Below are 14,975 nucleotides of genomic sequence, written 5' to 3'. Positions count from 1 at the left end.
ACGGCTTCGCGGGGCGCCGCCGTTCCCGGTCCTCCGCCGGTTGGGGGGCGGCGGAGGACCGGGAGGCGCGCCGCTCCGGTGCGGGGAGTGCTCATCAGGCGGGGACGAGCGAGAGGAAGTGCCGCAGATAGCGCGGGTTGACCCGGCGCATCGACAGCAGCACGTACAGGTCGGCGACCCCGAAGTCGGTGTCGTGCGCGGGTTCGCCGCAGACCCAGGCGCCGAGGCGGAGGTAGCCGCGCAGCAGCGGGGGCAGTTCGGTGCGGGCGGGCCGGGCGACGCCCTCGGGGCTCCACGGCAGCAGCGGGCGGACGCGGAACTCCTCGGGGGCCAGGTGCTTGTCCCGCACCCGGTCCCAGGTTCCCGCCGCGAGGTTGCCGCCGTCGGCGAGCGGTACGGAGCAGCAGCCGGCGAGCCATTCGTGGCCGCCGTCGAGCATGTAGCGGGCTATCCCGGCCCAGATCAGGCCGATGACCGCGCCGTCGCGGTGGTCGGGGTGGACACAGGAGCGGCCCACCTCGACCAGCCCGGGGCGTATTTCGGCCAGCGGCCCGAGGTCGAACTCGCTCTCCGAGTAGAGGCGTCCGGCGATCGCGGCACGGTCGGGCGGCAGCAGCCGGTAGGTGCCGACGACCTGGCCGTTCTCCGTGTCGCGGACGAGCAGGTGGTCGCAGTAGGCGTCGAAGGCATCGATGTCGAGGCCCGGCTGCGGGGTGTTCAGGAGGGCGCCCATCTCTCCGGCGAAGACGTCGTGGCGCAGCCGCTGCGCTGCCCGGACATCGGCCTCGTCGCGGGCCAGGGTGACGGTGTAGCGGGTGGGGGTGACGGGCTCGGTGGGGGTGTCGAGGGTGGAAACGCCGGTCATGGCACTCTCCTGGTCACGGGCCGGTTCGGCGAAAGGGGTACCCCTCGCTCCAGGGGGCCGGGAGCTCGGGGAGGCAGGCCGGATCCGAACGGTCTGCGCGCTCCTGTTCTTCCGATGCCGGTTGGCGCCTGCGTGACCAGTGCCAGGAGGCCGGATGTGGGGATGCTGAATGACAGGGGTGCCCCGGAAAAGCGAGACGGGACCGGGGGAGAGCACCACACCCGGTCCCGCCCGTCCGCACGTACGGCGAACGACTTTGCCGCTAACGCCTTCCCGCCCTGCGGGTGGCGCGCAGCCACTCCTTGTTCATGCCGGTGATGGAGACCAGCGGGATGCCCTTGGGGCAGGCGGTCGCGCACTCCCCGGCCAGGGTGCAGCCGCCGAAGCCCTCCTCGTCCATCTGTCCCACCATGTCGAGCACCCGGGTCTCCCGTTCGGGGGCGCCCTGCGGCAGCACGTTCAGGTGGTTGATCTTGGCCGAGGTGAACAGCATGGCGGCGCCGTTGGGGCAGGCCGCCACGCAGGCGCCGCAGCCGATGCACTCGGCGTGCTCGAAGGCGAAGTCGGCGTCGGGCTTGGGGACGGGGGTCGCGTGCGCCTCGGGCGCGGCGCCGGTCGGGGCGGTGACGTAGCCTCCGGCCTGGATGATCCGGTCGAAGGCGGAGCGGTCGACGACCAGGTCCTTGACGACCGGGAAGGCGGCGGCCCGCCAGGGCTCGACGTCGATCGTGTCGCCGTCGCGGAAGGAGCGCATGTGCAGCTGGCAGGTGGTGGTGCGCTCGGGTCCGTGCGCGTCGCCGTTGATGACGAGACTGCACGCGCCGCAGATGCCCTCGCGGCAGTCGTGGTCGAAGGCGACGGGGTCGTCGCCCGTGAGGATGAGCTCCTCGTTGAGGGTGTCGAGCATCTCCAGGAAGGAGATGTCGGCCGAGATTCCGTCCACCTCGTACGTGGACATCGCTCCGTCGGCGTCGGCGTTCTTCTGCCGCCAGACGCGCAGGGTGAGCTTCATGCGTAGCTCCGCTGGGTGGGGTGGACGTACTCGAAGACGAGGTCTTCCTTGTGCAGGACGGGAGCGGCGCCGGTGCCGGCGAACTCCCAGGCGGCCGCGTACGAGAACTCCTCGTCCCGGCGGGCCGCCTCGCCGTCGGGGGTCTGGGACTCCTCGCGGAAGTGGCCGCCGCAGGACTCGGCGCGGTGCAGGGCGTCGAGGCACATCAGCTCGGCGAGTTCGAGGTAGTCGACGATCCGGTTGGCCTTCTCCAGCGACTGGTTGAACTCCGCGCCGGTGCCGGGGACCTTGATGCGCCGCCAGAACTCCTCGCGGATCTGCGGGATGCGCTCCAGGGCCTTGTTCAGCCCGCTCTCCGTACGGGCCATTCCGCAGAACTCCCACATGAGTTCGCCGAGTTCGCGGTGGAAGGAGTCGGGGGTGCGGTCGCCGTCGACGGACAGGAGCAGGTTGACGCGGTCCTCGGTCTCGGCCAGCACCTCCTGCACGGCGGGGTGTTCGGGGGTGACGGGCTCCTGCGCGGGGTTGCGGGCGAGGTAGTCGTTGATCGTCGAGGGCAGGACGAAGTAGCCGTCGGCGAGCCCCTGCATGAGGGCGGAGGCGCCGAGCCGGTTCGCGCCGTGGTCGGAGAAGTTGGCCTCGCCGATGGCGAACAGGCCGGGGACGGTGGTCTGGAGGTCGTAGTCGACCCACAGTCCGCCCATCGTGTAGTGCACGGCGGGGTAGATCCGCATGGGCACGGTGTACGGGTCCTCGGCGGTGATCCGGGCGTACATGTCGAAGAGGTTGCCGTACTTCTCCTCGACGGCGGCACGGCCCATCCGCCGGATGGCGTCGGCGAAGTCGAGGTAGACGCCCTGGCCGCCGGGGCCCACTCCCCTGCCCTCGTCGCAGACGTTCTTGGCGGCCCGGGAGGCGATGTCGCGGGGCACGAGGTTGCCGAAGGAGGGGTAGACGCGCTCCAGGTAGTAGTCGCGCTCGTCCTCGGGGATCTCGTTCGGCGGGCGGGTGTCGCCGTGCGCCTTCGGGACCCAGATGCGGCCGTCGTTGCGCAGCGACTCGCTCATCAGCGTGAGCTTGGACTGGTGGTCGCCGGTGCGCGGGATGCAGGTGGGGTGGATCTGGGTGAAGCAGGGGTTGGCGAACAGGGCGCCGCGCCGGTGGGCCCGCCAGATCGCGGTGGCGTTGGAGTTCATGGCGTTCGTCGACAGGTAGAAGACGTTGCCGTAGCCGCCGCTGGCGAGGACGACCGCGTCGGCGAAGTAGGTGTCGATCCGGCCCGTGACGAGATCGCGGGCGACGATGCCGCGGGCCCGTCCGTCGACCACGATCAGGTCCAGCATCTCGGTGCGCGGGTGCATCTCGACGTTGCCGGCGGCGATCTGCCGGGACAGCGCCTGGTAGGCGCCGAGCAGGAGCTGCTGGCCGGTCTGGCCGCGGGCGTAGAAGGTGCGGGAGACCTGGACGCCGCCGAAGGACCGGGTGTCGAGCAGGCCGCCGTACTCGCGGGCGAAGGGCACGCCCTGGGCGACGCACTGGTCGATGATCTCGACGGAGATCTGCGCCAGGCGGCGGACGTTGGACTCGCGGGCCCTGAAGTCGCCGCCCTTGACGGTGTCGTAGAAGAGGCGGTGCACGGAGTCGCCGTCGTTGCGGTAGTTCTTCGCCGCGTTGATGCCGCCCTGCGCGGCGATCGAGTGGGCCCGGCGCGGGGAGTCCTGGAAGCAGAACTGGACGACGTGGTAGCCCTGTTCGGCGAGGGTGGCGCCCGCGGAGCCGCCCGCGAGTCCGGTGCCGACGACGATCACGGTGTGCTTGCGGCGGTTGGCGGGGTTGACCAGCTTGGCCTCGAACCGGCGCCTGTCCCATCGCTCTTCGACGGGTCCGGCCGGTGCCTTGGTGTCGGTGACCGGTTCCCCGGTCGTGAAGTGGGCGTATTCGGCGGTCATTTCAGCTCACCACTCCGGTCATGACGCCCACCGGCACGGCGATGAAGCCGACCGTGAGCAGCAGTGCGAGGACGTTCGCGACGGTCTTCAGGGCGCGGTCGCGGGTGCGGCTGCCGGCCCCGAGGGTCTGGGCGGCGCTCCAGAAGCCGTGCCGGATGTGCAGGCCGAGCGCGAGCATCGCGACGATGTAGACGACGTCGCCGTACCAGGTGGAGAAGGTGTCCACGACGTTCTGGTAGGGGTGGCCCTCCTGGAAGCCGCCGGAGTGCACGGTGCCGGTGGTCAGGTCGAGGAGGTGCCAGACGATGAACAGGCCGAGGATGATCCCGCCCCAGCGCATGGTGCGGGTGGCGTAGCTCGCTCCCCGCTTCCTGTGCACGTACTTGCTGGGCCGGGCCCTGATGTCACGGCGGCTGAGCTGGTAGGCGGACACGGCGTGCGCGACCACGGCGACGACCAGCACCACGCGGACGATCCACAGCGTCCACTCGTAGTGCATGAAGGGTTCGCCGACGGTGCGCAGCCAGTGGGCGTAGTGGTTGAACTCGCCCGCGCCGAAGTAGATCTTGAGGTTCCCGATCATGTGGGCGACCAGGTAGAGCAGCATGATCAGGCCGCTGACGGCCATCACGGTCTTCTTGCCGACGGAGCTGTCCCACACGGTGCGCGCCATGGACGGCCGTCGGTCCGTCCGCGTTGCCAGAGCCATGGGAAGAGACGGTAGGCCGCCGGGAACCGATCAGTCCAAGACATGAAACGGCTGGTTTCCATAGGCGTGCGCTATCGTCGAAGGGTGCAGCTCCAACAGCTCCAGTACTTCGTCGCCGTCGCGGAGACCCGGCACTTCACCCGGGCCGCGGACCTCGTGCACGTCGCGCAGCCCTCGCTTTCCCAGCAGATCAAGGCGCTGGAGCGGGAGTTGGGGGCCGATCTCTTCCTTCGGGCGCGCGGCAACATCACGCTCACCGACGCGGGCGAGGCGCTGCTGCCGCTGGCCCGGCGCATCCTCGCCGACGCGGACACGGCCCGGCACGAGGTGCAGGAGCTGGCCCAGCTGCGCAGCGGCCGGGTACGGCTCGGCGCGACCCCGAGCCTGTGCACCGGTCTGCTGCCCGACGTGCTGCGCGCCTTCCACGACCGCTATCCGGGCATCCGGCTGCTGATCGAGGAGGGCGGCTCGCACGATCTCGTACGGGAACTCGCGCGCGGCGCCCTCGACCTCGCCCTCGTCGTCCTGCCCCTGCCGACCCCGTCCCCCGCGCTGACCACGGTCGAGCTGCTGCGCGAGGACCTCGTGGTGGTGTCGTCACCGGACGCCCCGGCGCCCGGCGGCGGACGGCGGGCGGTGCGGGTCGCCGAGCTGGAGGGCGAGCGCCTTGTGATGTTCCGGCACGGCTACGACCTGCGCGAACTGACGGTCGCCGCCTGTCGCGCCGAGGGTTTCGAGCCCGACTTCGCGGTCGAGGGCGGAGAGATGGACGCGGTGCTCGGCTTCGTCCGGGCGGGCCTCGGTGTGGCCGTCGTACCGCGCATGGTGGCCGCGCGCTCCGGGCCGGGCCTGCGGGTGACGCCGCTGGCCAGGCCGGGACTGGAGCGGACCATCGCGCTGGCGCACCGCAGCGATGTGGCCCCGCCGCGGGCGGCCAGGGAACTCCAGCGGATGCTGCTGGAACGCTGAGGGCGGGCGGCCCCGCGGTTCACCAGGTCGGGATGAGGCCGCCGTCGATGACGAAGTCGCTGCCGGTGATGTTGCGGGCGCGGTCCCCGGCGAGGAAGAGCACCAGGCCGGCCACCTCGGACGGCTCGGAGAAACGGCCGGTGACGGTGGCGCCTGACGCGTCGGCGACCACGTCCTGCGGGGTGAGTCCGGCGGCGGCCGAGACCGTAGCGGCCACTCCCCCGCCACCCAGCCACAGATCGGTCTCCACCGGACCCGGGCTCACCGTGTTGACGCGAATGCCCTTCGGGCCGACCTCCTTGGACAGCGCCTTGGAGAACGCGACCAGCGCGGCCTTCCCCGCGCTGTAGTCGATGACCAGCGGGTCCGGCAGGGTGGCGTTGACCGAGCCGATCGTCACGATCGAGCCCTCCCCGGCGGCGATCATCGCGGGCAGGGCCGCACGGGTGACCCGTACGGCCGTGAGCAGGTTCAGATCCAGGGTGCGGCGCCATTCCTCGTCGGTGACCGACAGGAAGCCCCCGGTGCGGGCGGGGGCCGTGCCCACGTTGTTGACCAGGACGTCGATCCGGCCGTCCGCCGCTTCGACGAGCCCGGCCGCGGCGTCGGGTTCGGCGAGGTCGACCGGCACCCAGCGCACGGTCCCCTTGGCGGCCAGGGCGTCGAGGCCCGCGGAGGTGCCGCGGGAGCCGGCGATCACCGTCGCCCCCGCGCCCACCAGTGCCTCCGCGACCGCGAGTCCGATCCCCTTGCTGGCTCCGGTGACGACGGCCGTCCTGCCCTGAAGTTCGGTGCTCATCCGTCTCAGCTCCATGTGTGGGAGGTACCTCCTGTCCATGAGACCCACCGAGCGCCGCGGGCGCGAGGCGTCCGGTGCCCCACCGGTGGGCGGCGCACCCGGTCTTGACGGGGCGCGCCGCGCCCGGCGCTCAGCCGACCGCGTCGACCAGGGCCAGCTCGTGCAGCCGCTCCGGCGGGCCGGGACGGGCGTAGTACCAGCCCTGCGCGGTGTCGCAGCCAAGGATCCGCAGCTGCTCGGCCTGCGCTCCGGTCTCCACGCCCTCGACCGTGACCGCCAGGTCGAGGCTGTGGGCGAGGGAGACGATGCCCTCGACGATCTTCAGGTCGACCGGATCCGCGGGGAACTGCTGCATGCCCTGGGTGAAGGACCGGTCCAGCTTGAGGATGCTGACCGGCAGACGACGGAGGTTGGCGAGGTTCGAGTATCCGGTGCCGAAGTCGTCTAGCGCGATGTCGACACCCATCTCGGCGAGTCTGCGCAGCGGTTTGAGCAGGTCGTCGTCCGCCCCGATCAGCGCGGACTCGGTGACCTCCAGGCACAGCGCCCGGGCGTCGAGCCCTTCACGCTCCAGGATGTCGATCGTGTCCTGGACCAGACCCGGATGGGTCAGCTGGCACGGCGAGAGATTGACGTTGACGCGCAGCGGGCCTGCGCCTGAGTGCCGCTGCTGCCAGCTGCGGGCCTGGCGCACCGACTGCTCCAGGACCCAGCGGCCGAGCGGCACGATCAGTCCGGTGTGCTCGGCGAGCGGGATGAAGCGGTCGGGGCCGAGGACGCCGTGCTGCGGGTGCAGCCAGCGCACCAGCGCCTCCGCGCCCCGCACGCTGCCGTCGCCGAGGTGCACGAGCGGCTGGTACTCGATGAAGAACTCGCCCCGGTCCAGGGCGGCGGGGAGCGCGGTGGTGAGTCCGTTGCGGGTGATGGCGCGGGCGTCGGCCTCGGGGTCGGCGAGCTCGAAGCGGTTGCCGCCCGCGGACTTGGCGCGGTACATCGTGATGTCGGCGCTGCGCAGCACCTCGGCGGCGCCGCGCTCCCCGGCCGGGCCCTCGACGATGCCGACGCTCCCGCGCACGGTCAGGTCGCGGCCGTCCACGCTGATCGGGGTGACGAGCGCGTTCATGATGCGGCCGGCCAGCTCGTCGACCTCGCGCTCGGTGTCCGGGCCGGTGGTGAGGGCCACGAACTCGTCGCCGCCGAGCCGGGCGACCATCTCGCCGGGGGCCGTGGCACAGGACTGGAGACGGTCGGCGACCTCGACGAGCAGCCGGTCGCCCGCCGCGTGCCCGAGGCTGTCGTTGATGGTCTTGAAGCCGTCGAGGTCGAGATAGCAGAGCCCGAAGCGCTGCCCCTCCCCCGCGGCGAGCGCCTTCTCCAGCCGCTCGAAGAACAGGGTCCGGTTGGGCAGTCCGGTGAGCGCGTCGTGGGTCGCCTCGTAGCGCAGCCGCAGATTGAGCAGCCGGCGCTCGGTGGTGTCCTCCATGAGCGCCAGCTGGTACTGGGGTTCGCCGTCCGCGTCGCGCAGCAGGGAGACCGTCAGGTTGGTCCACAGGGCGGTGCCGTCGGGGCGGTAGAACGCCTTCTCGACGTGGTAGTGCTCGCGCTCGCCGCGCACCAGCTCCTCGTACAGCCGCCACACCTGGGGAGCGTCCTCGGCGTGTGTCCACTCCGGGACCCTGCGGCCGCGCATGGTCTGTTCGGAGCCGCCGAACATCCGCAGCAGGGCGCCGTTGGCCTGGAGGATGTTTCCTTCGAGGTCGGCGATGCCGATGCCTATGGCGGCGCCCTCGAACACCGCGCGAAAGCGGGCCTCACTGTCGTGCAGCGCCTCCGCGACGGCGCTCCGGGCGGTCAACGCGGCCTGTGAGATGGCCTGTTGTTCGACGAGTGTCCGCTCGCGCAGCGCCTCGGCGTATCCGGCGGCGATGGCGTGCTGGAGCCGGGCGGAGCGGGTCCGCAGCGCCTCCTTGGGACCGTCCTCGCCGCAGTAGAGGACCAGATAGGCGTCGACGCAGTCGAGGGCCCGGCTGAGTGCCTCGGGATCGGTGCAGTGCGCGGCGACGAGCGCGGCGCCGACCCCGCGCCCCTCGGCCGCCTCGAAGGTCCTGGCCCGCAGGGCGTCGCTCAGCCGCCTCGCGAGAGGCAGCAGTTGTTCCTCGAACTCCGGCCGGGTCAGCGAGGTGGAGGTGACGGGAAAGACCGCGCGGCTCCAGATCGTCGCGAACCGGCGCAGTCTGTCCTCCGGCCCGTCCGGCTCGGCGCTCACGCCGTGCGTCCCACGCCGCCGAACCCGGAGAAGGAATAGGGATCCTCGTCCTCGGGTGCCGTGTCGGGCCGCCATTCCGGCATCAGCACCAGTCCGGGTTCCACCATGTCGTACCCCTCGAAGAACCGCGCGATCTCGTCGCGCGTGCGCATGATCAGTGGGTTGCGGATGTCCTTGTAGACGTCGACCGTGCCCTCGGCCCGCTCCCGCGTGAGCGGAATTCCCTCGAACGAGGCATGCGTGACGACGAGCATGCTCCCCGGCGCGAGGGCGTCGCGCAGTTCGGCCACCGCCCGGTACGGGTCGTCCGCGTCTTCCACGAAGTGAAGTATGGCAACGAGAAGCAGCGCGACCGGCCGGTTCAGGTCGATCAGCCGCTGAACCGGGGGACTTCCGAGGATCTCCTGGGGCTTGAGGAGGTCCGCGGCGACGACGTCCGCGTCCTCGTTGTCCCGCAGGACGGCCTGACTGTGTGCGACGGCAACGGGGTCGTGGTCGACATAGACGACCCGTGCGCCGGGCCGGGCCGCCTGCACTATCTCGTGGACGTTGCCGAACGTCGGGATCCCGGAGCCGATGTCGAGGAACTGGTCGATGCCCTCGCCGACCGCGTACCGGACGGCCCGGCGCATGAACGCCCGGTTCGCCTGCATGATCTTGGGAAGGCCCGGCATGAACTCCATCGCCTTGCGCGCCGCTTCCCGATCCACCTCGAAGTTGTGCGAACCGCCCAGGTAGTAGTCGTATATCCGGGACACGCTCGGCACTGAGATGTCAATGCTGCGAGGGGCCCAGGCGGGACGCTCCATCTATCTCTCCAAGGCGTAGGCGACGGCACGGACGATCCGGTGTTCGAGCAGAGGCTACTGATCGCCCGCCAAAGGGGCGAGTCAAACCGGAAATTGACCGTCCGTTCCCGGTCACTGCCTCAGGCACGTGCCGAATTGGCAACTGCGAACGTATACCGCGCACACCACTCACCGCCCCCGCGAAATCGTTCCGAAGCATTCCAAAAAGCTCCGCGGAGTCACGAAGCGTGGCCAAGTCCTCCGTCGGACAAGGACGTTCTTTCACATCCGGACGACAGACCGGATCTTTCACGTTCCGGCGACGGCTGGAATGCTGCGGCCACGTACCGGGCGGAACGCCCCGGTCACGCACCGGAACGAAGGTCCGGCGCCGGACCGCGCGGGGACGCACGAGGGTCCGCCCCCTCCGGTGGAGGGGGCGGACCCTTGGCGGCGCGTTCGTTCGGGAGAACCGATCAACCGTGGGGTGTTGATGCCCTACTTGGCCGCGCCGACCGGCTTTCCGTCGGGCGAGACGGCGTACCAGGTGCCGCCCACGCCCTGACCGTTGGTGTCGCCGGGAGCGCTGTCACCGGAGAAGGTGTAGATCGGCCAGCAGTTGACCGTCATCTGCTTGACGCCGTCCGGGCGGGTGAAGCCCATCAGGCCCTTCTTCTGGACACCCTTGGTGTCGCTCGCGGGGACCGGGGCGACCGCGGGCCACTTCTCCAGGCAGGCGCCGGTGCAGGCCGACTTCGAGACGGGCCAGGCCTGGTCCTTCATGAAGCGGTAGACGGTCATGCCGTTCTTGTCGACGACGATGTCGCCGAGCTTCGGGTCCTTGCGGACCGACAGACCGGGCAGGGCGGCCAGCGTGGCCTTCTTGCCGTCGGGCGCCGAGGCGAACCAAGTGCCGCCCACGTTCTGGCCGTTGACGTCGCCGGCCTTGGTGTCCTTGGCGAAGCGGTACATGGGCCAGCCGCCGATGGTCAGCTGCTTGGTGCCGTCGGAGCGGGTGACCTCGCCGAGCAGCGCCTTGTCGATGCCGGTGGCGGCCTCGGCGCCCTCGGCGGGCACGGGCGGCCAGGCGGTCGCGCAGGCGCCGTCACAACTCGACTTCGGCGGCTCCGCGGTGTCCTTGTCGAAGCGGTAGAGGGTGAATCCGGCGCCGTCGGTCAGCACCTTGCCGAGCTTGACGCTTTCGGTCACGGTCAGCTTGCCCGCGACCTCCGGCTTGGCGGCGGCGCTCTCGTCCTTCGAATCGGCTCCGTAGCCGTTGCCCGCACCCGCGGTGGGGCTGGTGCCGTAACCACCCGCCGCGGCGGTGGCTCCGACGTTCTGGGTACCCACCGAAGGGGTGCCACTTTCCTGACCACACGCCGTCGTGAGCGCCAGCACGGCCGCAGCTGACGCTACGAGTGAGGCGCTCCGCCAGGAGGTCTTCATTGGTAACTCCCGCTGTTCGCATAAGTGTTGCAGCGCCCTGCGGCGCCGCGCATGGCCCTAGGTACGGGCGGGAGGTGCAGGAGTGTTCAAACGGGCCCCAAATTTCTTTCGGAAGGCTGTGACCCGTTCGACGCGTATCGCGCAGGTGTTCGATCGAGACGGGCGCTTCCTGGCACCGCGCGTCAGCCGACGGGGGCCAGAGGTACCCAATTCGTGGTCAATCCAGGACAGTTCGGCGTGACGCGGCCTCTCGCCCTCCATGATCTCCGTCGTGCACGCACCCCAGCGGACCCGGTCCGCCCTCGTCATACGGGTCCTGGCGCTGACGACGCTCACCTGGCTCCTCGTCGGCGCGCCGGGCGGAACGGCCGCGGCCGACGCCTGTGCCTCCGCCTCGACGGGTCCCGGCGGGATCACCGCGGTGGCCGTGGCGGGCGACGGGGCGGTCGCCGTGGCCGGACACACCATCGAGTGCCCGGCTCCGACGCCCACCCCGCCCTGCCCGCCGACGCCCACGCCGGCCCCCGCACCCACCCCGCCGCCTCCCGAGCCCCCTCCGCCGCCACCGCCGCCGAAGCCCAAGCCCAAGCCCGCGCCGGCGCCTCCCCCTCCGCCCACCCACGCCCCGAAGCCCGTGCCCCCGCCACCGCCGCCTCCCAAACCGAAGCCGCGGCCGGCTCCGGTCGTGGCACCGAGACCCGCGCCCGAGCCCCCACCGAGACCGAGCGCGCGTCCCGTCCCGCAGCCGGTTCCGGTCAGCTACCCGGCGTACCGCACCCCGCCGCACAAGCACGCACCCCGCGGCGGTCCTTCGCTGGTCTCGTTCACCCTGCTCATCACCGCGCCCGCGGTGCTCGCCGTCGCGGCGCTGCGCCCGCGCTGACCCTGGAGGCACACTGTGTCGGATTGGCTTGTTCTCGCCCTCGCGATGGCGGCCGCGTGCCTCGTGGTCCTCGCCGTGACCCTCGTACGCGATCGCAGGGCCCGCGAGGACGAGGACCCCAGCGAGACCCCGGACGTCATCGAGTACATGACGATGATGATCGGGGTGGTGTACGCCATCGTCCTCGGTCTGGCCATCGCCGGTGTCTGGGAGGCGCGCGGCGGTGCTCAGAACCAGGTGCAGTCGGAGGCCCAGGCCCTGCACGAGATCTACGAACGCGTACGGGTCTACCCGCCCGACGTCCGCGACCGGATCCGCGGTGACGTCGACACGTACGTCCACTACGTGGTCGACACCGAGTGGAAGGCCATGGAGGAACACGGCCGGGTGACCGACGAGGGCGGCCGGCTCCTGGACCGGATCCGGCACGACGTCACCGATTACCAGCCGAAGTCGGACTTCGAGGCACAGGCCTACCAGCCGCTCCTCGACCAGGTGACGGCGGCCGACACCGCGCGCAGCGCCCGCGCCGACTCCACCGGGGCGACCATGCCCGGAGTGGTGTGGTTCGGACTGATCACCGGCGCCGTGGTCACGGTCGGGATGATCTTCGCGCTCCAGATCCGGCGCACCGCCCGGGAGCTGATCCTGGCCGGGCTGTTCTCCGCCCTGATCGCCTTCCTGCTCTTCCTGATCTGGGACTTCGACTCGCCCTACAGCCGTGGGATCACGGCCTCGGCGGAACCCTTCACCTCGCTGTTCCCGCACCTTCCCGGCTGACCCGTTCCCGGGTGGGCCCGGCGGGCGGGGGACGCGCGCCACGCCGCGGGCGTCCCCCGTCCGCACCCGTCGCGTCCCCCGGACGGCCCACACAATTGCCCCGTTCGCGCTACTGGGATCGCGCCCCGGTCGGCCCTTTCCTAGCGTTCCGATCATCGAGGTGCATTTCTGGCGCAAGCGGAAAAGTTCCGCAGCAAGGCTCCTCGGGGACCTGGAGGCTCACCATGCGCGCGATACGCGTCGCTTCGGCCGCACTGCTGGGCGTAGCCGCCCTCACCTTCGCCGCACCCGCCGCCCTCGCAGGCGACGGGGACCACGGCCTCACCCCGATCACGCCGTTCGCCTTCAGCGTGCAGCCGTCGACGATCGCCGCGGGCGGCCAGGTGTCGCTGCTCCTGAAGCGGGACGGCGGGTGCAGGGGGACCGCGACGGTCACCTCCGGGATCTTCGACACCGTCACCATCCCGCCGGGGCAGTCCTCGGCGACCGCCACGGTCGACTGGGACGCCAGACCCGGGGCCGTGTACGACGTGACCTTCTCGTGCGGCGGAGCGAGCGGCAGCACCGGTCTGACCATCGCCGGGCACCGGCCGGTCACCCCGACCCCGGTGCCCCTCCAGCGGGGTGTCCGGGCCGGAGTCGGCGGCAGCGTCGGTGGCTTCGACCTCAAGGAGATCGGGATGGGGACGGCGCTCATCGCCGGTTCCGTCGGCGCGGCCTGGTATCTCTCCCGCCGGCGCACCTCCTCCGACGAGACCTGACGGAGCGGCACAGCCCCCGTCCCCGAACTGACGGAGCGGCACGGCCCCCGTCCCGGATCCTGACGGAGCGGCACGGCCCTTCACCCCGGACCCGGTCGGAGCGGCACAGCCCTTCGCTCCGGACCCGGTCGGACGGGTCCGGAGCGAAGGGCTGTCATGCGCGCCGCACACGGCGAACGGCCGGCCTCCGAGGAGAGCGGGACCGGCCACTCGCCCGCGGAGACGGTCAGATGTGCCGCTCCGACCTGCGCCGCATCCAGAAGACCCCGCCGCCGACGGCAGCGGCGGCCACCAGACCGCCGCCGATCGCCATGTCGGTGGGCGTGGCTCCCGTGGTGCTGCTGCCGCCGAGACCACCGCGCACACCGCCGATGACGGTGAACGCGGCCGGGCGGGTCAGCGGACCCGTCCCGTCGCAGTTGACGGTGATGTCGTACGAGCCGGGACGGGCGTCCTGGTTGATGGTGGCCGTACCGCTTGACGCCTCGGTGCGGCTGCCGAGGAGCGGCGAGAGCCTCGCCTGACGGAACGCGGGAGAGGTCATCGTGCCTCCCCTCGGGCACCCGTCGACGGTCACGGCCAACTGACCGCCGCGGGCGATGACGCTGGGCTGGGCGACGATGTTGCTCGGCGTGTTCCACGCCGCGGCCATCGGGGCGGCGAGCCCCACGGCGGCGACCGCGGCGGCGGACACCGCCAGGGCACGAGTAGTACGCATGTGTTCCTCCGCGGGGGCGCCCCGGGAACCGTCCCCGGTGGATCGGCGAGAAAGCGCCTCCCAGTCAGACCCTCAGATGCCGTGCACGGGGCCGCATTTCGGGAATGGTCCGTCCTGGTGAGAGGACACGCCGAGAGAATTCCACACAATCGGATATTGCCGCAGGTCACGGACTGTCAGAAAATTCCTGGTCACGGCAACTCGGATGGCGCACGGGGCATTCCGCCCGCCACCCGTTCGCCCGCGCCCCGTCGCCGGGCGGCCTTGCTGCCATTAGCGTGCTCATATGCGCGGATGACGAGGCGACGGCCGCGTCGAGAGGGGATTGCGAATGTCTGCGTCCGAGCTGGCCGAAGAGGAGGAGCGGCAGAGGAAGCGCGCTCCTTGGGGCGTCATAGCGCTTGTCCTGCTGACCGGCCTCGCACTCATCCGGAACGGCTCCGGCGAGTTCGACGTGGGTCCCCCGCAGCCGGCCTCGGCGGCAGCGGCCGACAGCCGCACGCCGGGCGAGACGTTCTCCAAGACCCCGGACGCTCTGCCGTACTCCGTGGTCGACCGGGTGCGGATCCCGGCCATCCGTGTCGACGCCCCGGTGATGCCGGTAGGCCTTGACCTGGACGGATGGGTCGACGCGCCGCCGCCCGACAACCCGAATCTGGCCGGCTGGTTCACCGGCGCGGTCTCGCCCGGCGAGAAGGGCACGGCCGTGATCGTGGGCCACGTCGACAACATGCAGGGCCCCGCCGTCTTCTACGGGCTCGGGGCGCTGAAGAAGGGGAACAAGGTCGAGGTCCTGCGCAAGGACGGAAAGACCGCGGTGTTCGAGATCTACGGCATCGAGGTCTTCGCGAAGGCCGATTTCCCCGGCGACCGGGTCTACAACAGCAAGGGAACCCCCGAATTGCGGGTCATCACCTGCGGCGGCGGTTTCTCCAAGCAGCACGGATACGACGGGAACGTGGTCGTTTTCGCACGCCTTTCCGAGGTGCGCTGAGCGCTCCCGGGCCGGACACGCGAAAAGCCGGTCGGT

General features: G+C 71.0%; 14 protein-coding genes. 5 read left to right on the top strand and 9 right to left on the bottom strand.

Features of this window, described 5'->3' with window-relative positions; genetic code table 11:
• Positions 1-94: 94 nt before the first annotated feature.
• The 4 genes from ACZ4AA_RS26140 to ACZ4AA_RS26125 form a co-directional block, all read right to left on the bottom strand.
• The gene (locus ACZ4AA_RS26140; protein ID WP_467607591.1) at positions 95-865 is read right to left on the bottom strand and encodes a GNAT family N-acetyltransferase; all 771 of its coding nucleotides are present in this window, start codon (positions 863-865) and stop codon (positions 95-97) included.
• 262 nt (positions 866-1,127) lie between these two features.
• Positions 1,128-1,877 carry a succinate dehydrogenase/fumarate reductase iron-sulfur subunit gene (locus ACZ4AA_RS26135; RefSeq protein WP_467607587.1) on the bottom strand — a complete coding sequence of 250 codons (750 nt, stop codon included), beginning with the start codon at positions 1,875-1,877 and terminating at the stop codon, positions 1,128-1,130.
• A complete protein-coding gene (locus tag ACZ4AA_RS26130; RefSeq protein ID WP_467607582.1) occupies positions 1,874-3,826 on the bottom strand; it encodes a fumarate reductase/succinate dehydrogenase flavoprotein subunit in 1,953 nt (650 codons plus the stop codon). Before ACZ4AA_RS26130 ends, ACZ4AA_RS26135 begins: the two co-directional genes overlap by 4 nt.
• A 1-nt stretch (position 3,827) precedes the next feature.
• Positions 3,828-4,499 carry a succinate dehydrogenase gene (locus ACZ4AA_RS26125; RefSeq protein WP_467607789.1) on the bottom strand — a complete coding sequence of 224 codons (672 nt, stop codon included), beginning with the start codon at positions 4,497-4,499 and terminating at the stop codon, positions 3,828-3,830.
• Between the two features lie 120 nt (positions 4,500-4,619).
• On the opposite strand from ACZ4AA_RS26125, the gene ACZ4AA_RS26120 reads away from it, so the two are divergent.
• Positions 4,620-5,504: a LysR family transcriptional regulator gene (locus tag ACZ4AA_RS26120; protein ID WP_467607578.1), complete on the top strand. Its 885-nt coding sequence runs from the start codon at positions 4,620-4,622 to the stop codon at positions 5,502-5,504.
• 19 nt (positions 5,505-5,523) lie between these two features.
• Here the strand turns inward: ACZ4AA_RS26120 and ACZ4AA_RS26115 are convergent, their stop codons facing one another.
• The 4 genes from ACZ4AA_RS26115 to ACZ4AA_RS26100 form a co-directional block, all read right to left on the bottom strand.
• Positions 5,524-6,303 (bottom strand): SDR family NAD(P)-dependent oxidoreductase, encoded by a 780-nt coding sequence (locus ACZ4AA_RS26115; RefSeq protein WP_467607574.1) that lies wholly within the window; start codon positions 6,301-6,303, stop codon positions 5,524-5,526.
• A 130-nt stretch (positions 6,304-6,433) separates the two neighbouring features.
• A complete protein-coding gene (locus ACZ4AA_RS26110) occupies positions 6,434-8,569 on the bottom strand; it encodes a putative bifunctional diguanylate cyclase/phosphodiesterase (protein ID WP_467607570.1) in 2,136 nt (711 codons plus the stop codon).
• Positions 8,566-9,378 carry an SAM-dependent methyltransferase gene (locus tag ACZ4AA_RS26105; protein ID WP_467607567.1) on the bottom strand — a complete coding sequence of 271 codons (813 nt, stop codon included), beginning with the start codon at positions 9,376-9,378 and terminating at the stop codon, positions 8,566-8,568. Before ACZ4AA_RS26105 ends, ACZ4AA_RS26110 begins: the two co-directional genes overlap by 4 nt.
• Positions 9,379-9,855: 477 nt before the next feature.
• Positions 9,856-10,803, bottom strand: a complete 948-nt coding sequence (locus ACZ4AA_RS26100) for an SCO0930 family lipoprotein (protein ID WP_467607563.1) — start codon at positions 10,801-10,803, stop codon at positions 9,856-9,858.
• A gap of 271 nt (positions 10,804-11,074) precedes the next feature.
• Between ACZ4AA_RS26100 and ACZ4AA_RS26095 the strand changes: the two genes are divergently transcribed.
• The 3 genes from ACZ4AA_RS26095 (at position 11,075) to ACZ4AA_RS26085 (ending at position 13,227) form a co-directional block, all read left to right on the top strand.
• A complete protein-coding gene (locus tag ACZ4AA_RS26095) occupies positions 11,075-11,686 on the top strand; it encodes a hypothetical protein (protein ID WP_467607560.1) in 612 nt (203 codons plus the stop codon).
• Between the two features lie 15 nt (positions 11,687-11,701).
• Positions 11,702-12,466, top strand: a complete 765-nt coding sequence (locus ACZ4AA_RS26090; protein ID WP_467607557.1) for a bestrophin-like domain — start codon at positions 11,702-11,704, stop codon at positions 12,464-12,466.
• Positions 12,467-12,690: 224 nt separating this feature from the next.
• On the top strand, positions 12,691-13,227 hold the full coding sequence (locus ACZ4AA_RS26085; RefSeq protein WP_467607554.1) for a hypothetical protein: 537 nt from the start codon (positions 12,691-12,693) through the stop codon (positions 13,225-13,227).
• Between the two features lie 226 nt (positions 13,228-13,453).
• Here ACZ4AA_RS26085 and ACZ4AA_RS26080 read toward each other — a convergent pair whose 3' ends face one another.
• Positions 13,454-13,945, bottom strand: a complete 492-nt coding sequence (locus ACZ4AA_RS26080; protein ID WP_339132989.1) for a hypothetical protein — start codon at positions 13,943-13,945, stop codon at positions 13,454-13,456.
• Between the two features lie 331 nt (positions 13,946-14,276).
• On the opposite strand from ACZ4AA_RS26080, the gene ACZ4AA_RS26075 reads away from it, so the two are divergent.
• A complete protein-coding gene (locus ACZ4AA_RS26075) occupies positions 14,277-14,939 on the top strand; it encodes a class F sortase (protein ID WP_389399802.1) in 663 nt (220 codons plus the stop codon).
• Positions 14,940-14,975: the final 36 nt, after the last annotated feature.

Source organism: Streptomyces sp. NPDC024698 (genome assembly GCF_055559015.1).
Note: the sequence above shows the minus strand (reverse complement) of the source record. Positions and strands in the feature narration are given on the sequence as shown.

Bases quoted from the DNA above. Each gene is read 5' to 3' on its own strand.
- ACZ4AA_RS26130 (WP_467607582.1), bottom strand. From the start codon at position 3,826: ATGACCGCCGAATACGCCCACTTCACGACCGGGGAACCGGTCACCGAC.
- ACZ4AA_RS26125 (WP_467607789.1), bottom strand. From the start codon at position 4,499: ATGGCGCGCACCGTGTGGGACAGCTCCGTCGGCAAGAAGACCGTGATG.
- ACZ4AA_RS26135 (WP_467607587.1), bottom strand. From the start codon at position 1,877: ATGAAGCTCACCCTGCGCGTCTGGCGGCAGAAGAACGCCGACGCCGAC.
- ACZ4AA_RS26140 (WP_467607591.1), bottom strand. From the start codon at position 865: ATGACCGGCGTTTCCACCCTCGACACCCCCACCGAGCCCGTCACCCCC.
- ACZ4AA_RS26100 (WP_467607563.1), bottom strand. From the start codon at position 10,803: ATGAAGACCTCCTGGCGGAGCGCCTCACTCGTAGCGTCAGCTGCGGCC.
- ACZ4AA_RS26115 (WP_467607574.1), bottom strand. From the start codon at position 6,303: ATGAGCACCGAACTTCAGGGCAGGACGGCCGTCGTCACCGGAGCCAGC.
- ACZ4AA_RS26075 (WP_389399802.1), top strand. From the start codon at position 14,277: ATGTCTGCGTCCGAGCTGGCCGAAGAGGAGGAGCGGCAGAGGAAGCGC.
- ACZ4AA_RS26105 (WP_467607567.1), bottom strand. From the start codon at position 9,378: ATGGAGCGTCCCGCCTGGGCCCCTCGCAGCATTGACATCTCAGTGCCG.
- ACZ4AA_RS26085 (WP_467607554.1), top strand. From the start codon at position 12,691: ATGCGCGCGATACGCGTCGCTTCGGCCGCACTGCTGGGCGTAGCCGCC.
- ACZ4AA_RS26080 (WP_339132989.1), bottom strand. From the start codon at position 13,945: ATGCGTACTACTCGTGCCCTGGCGGTGTCCGCCGCCGCGGTCGCCGCC.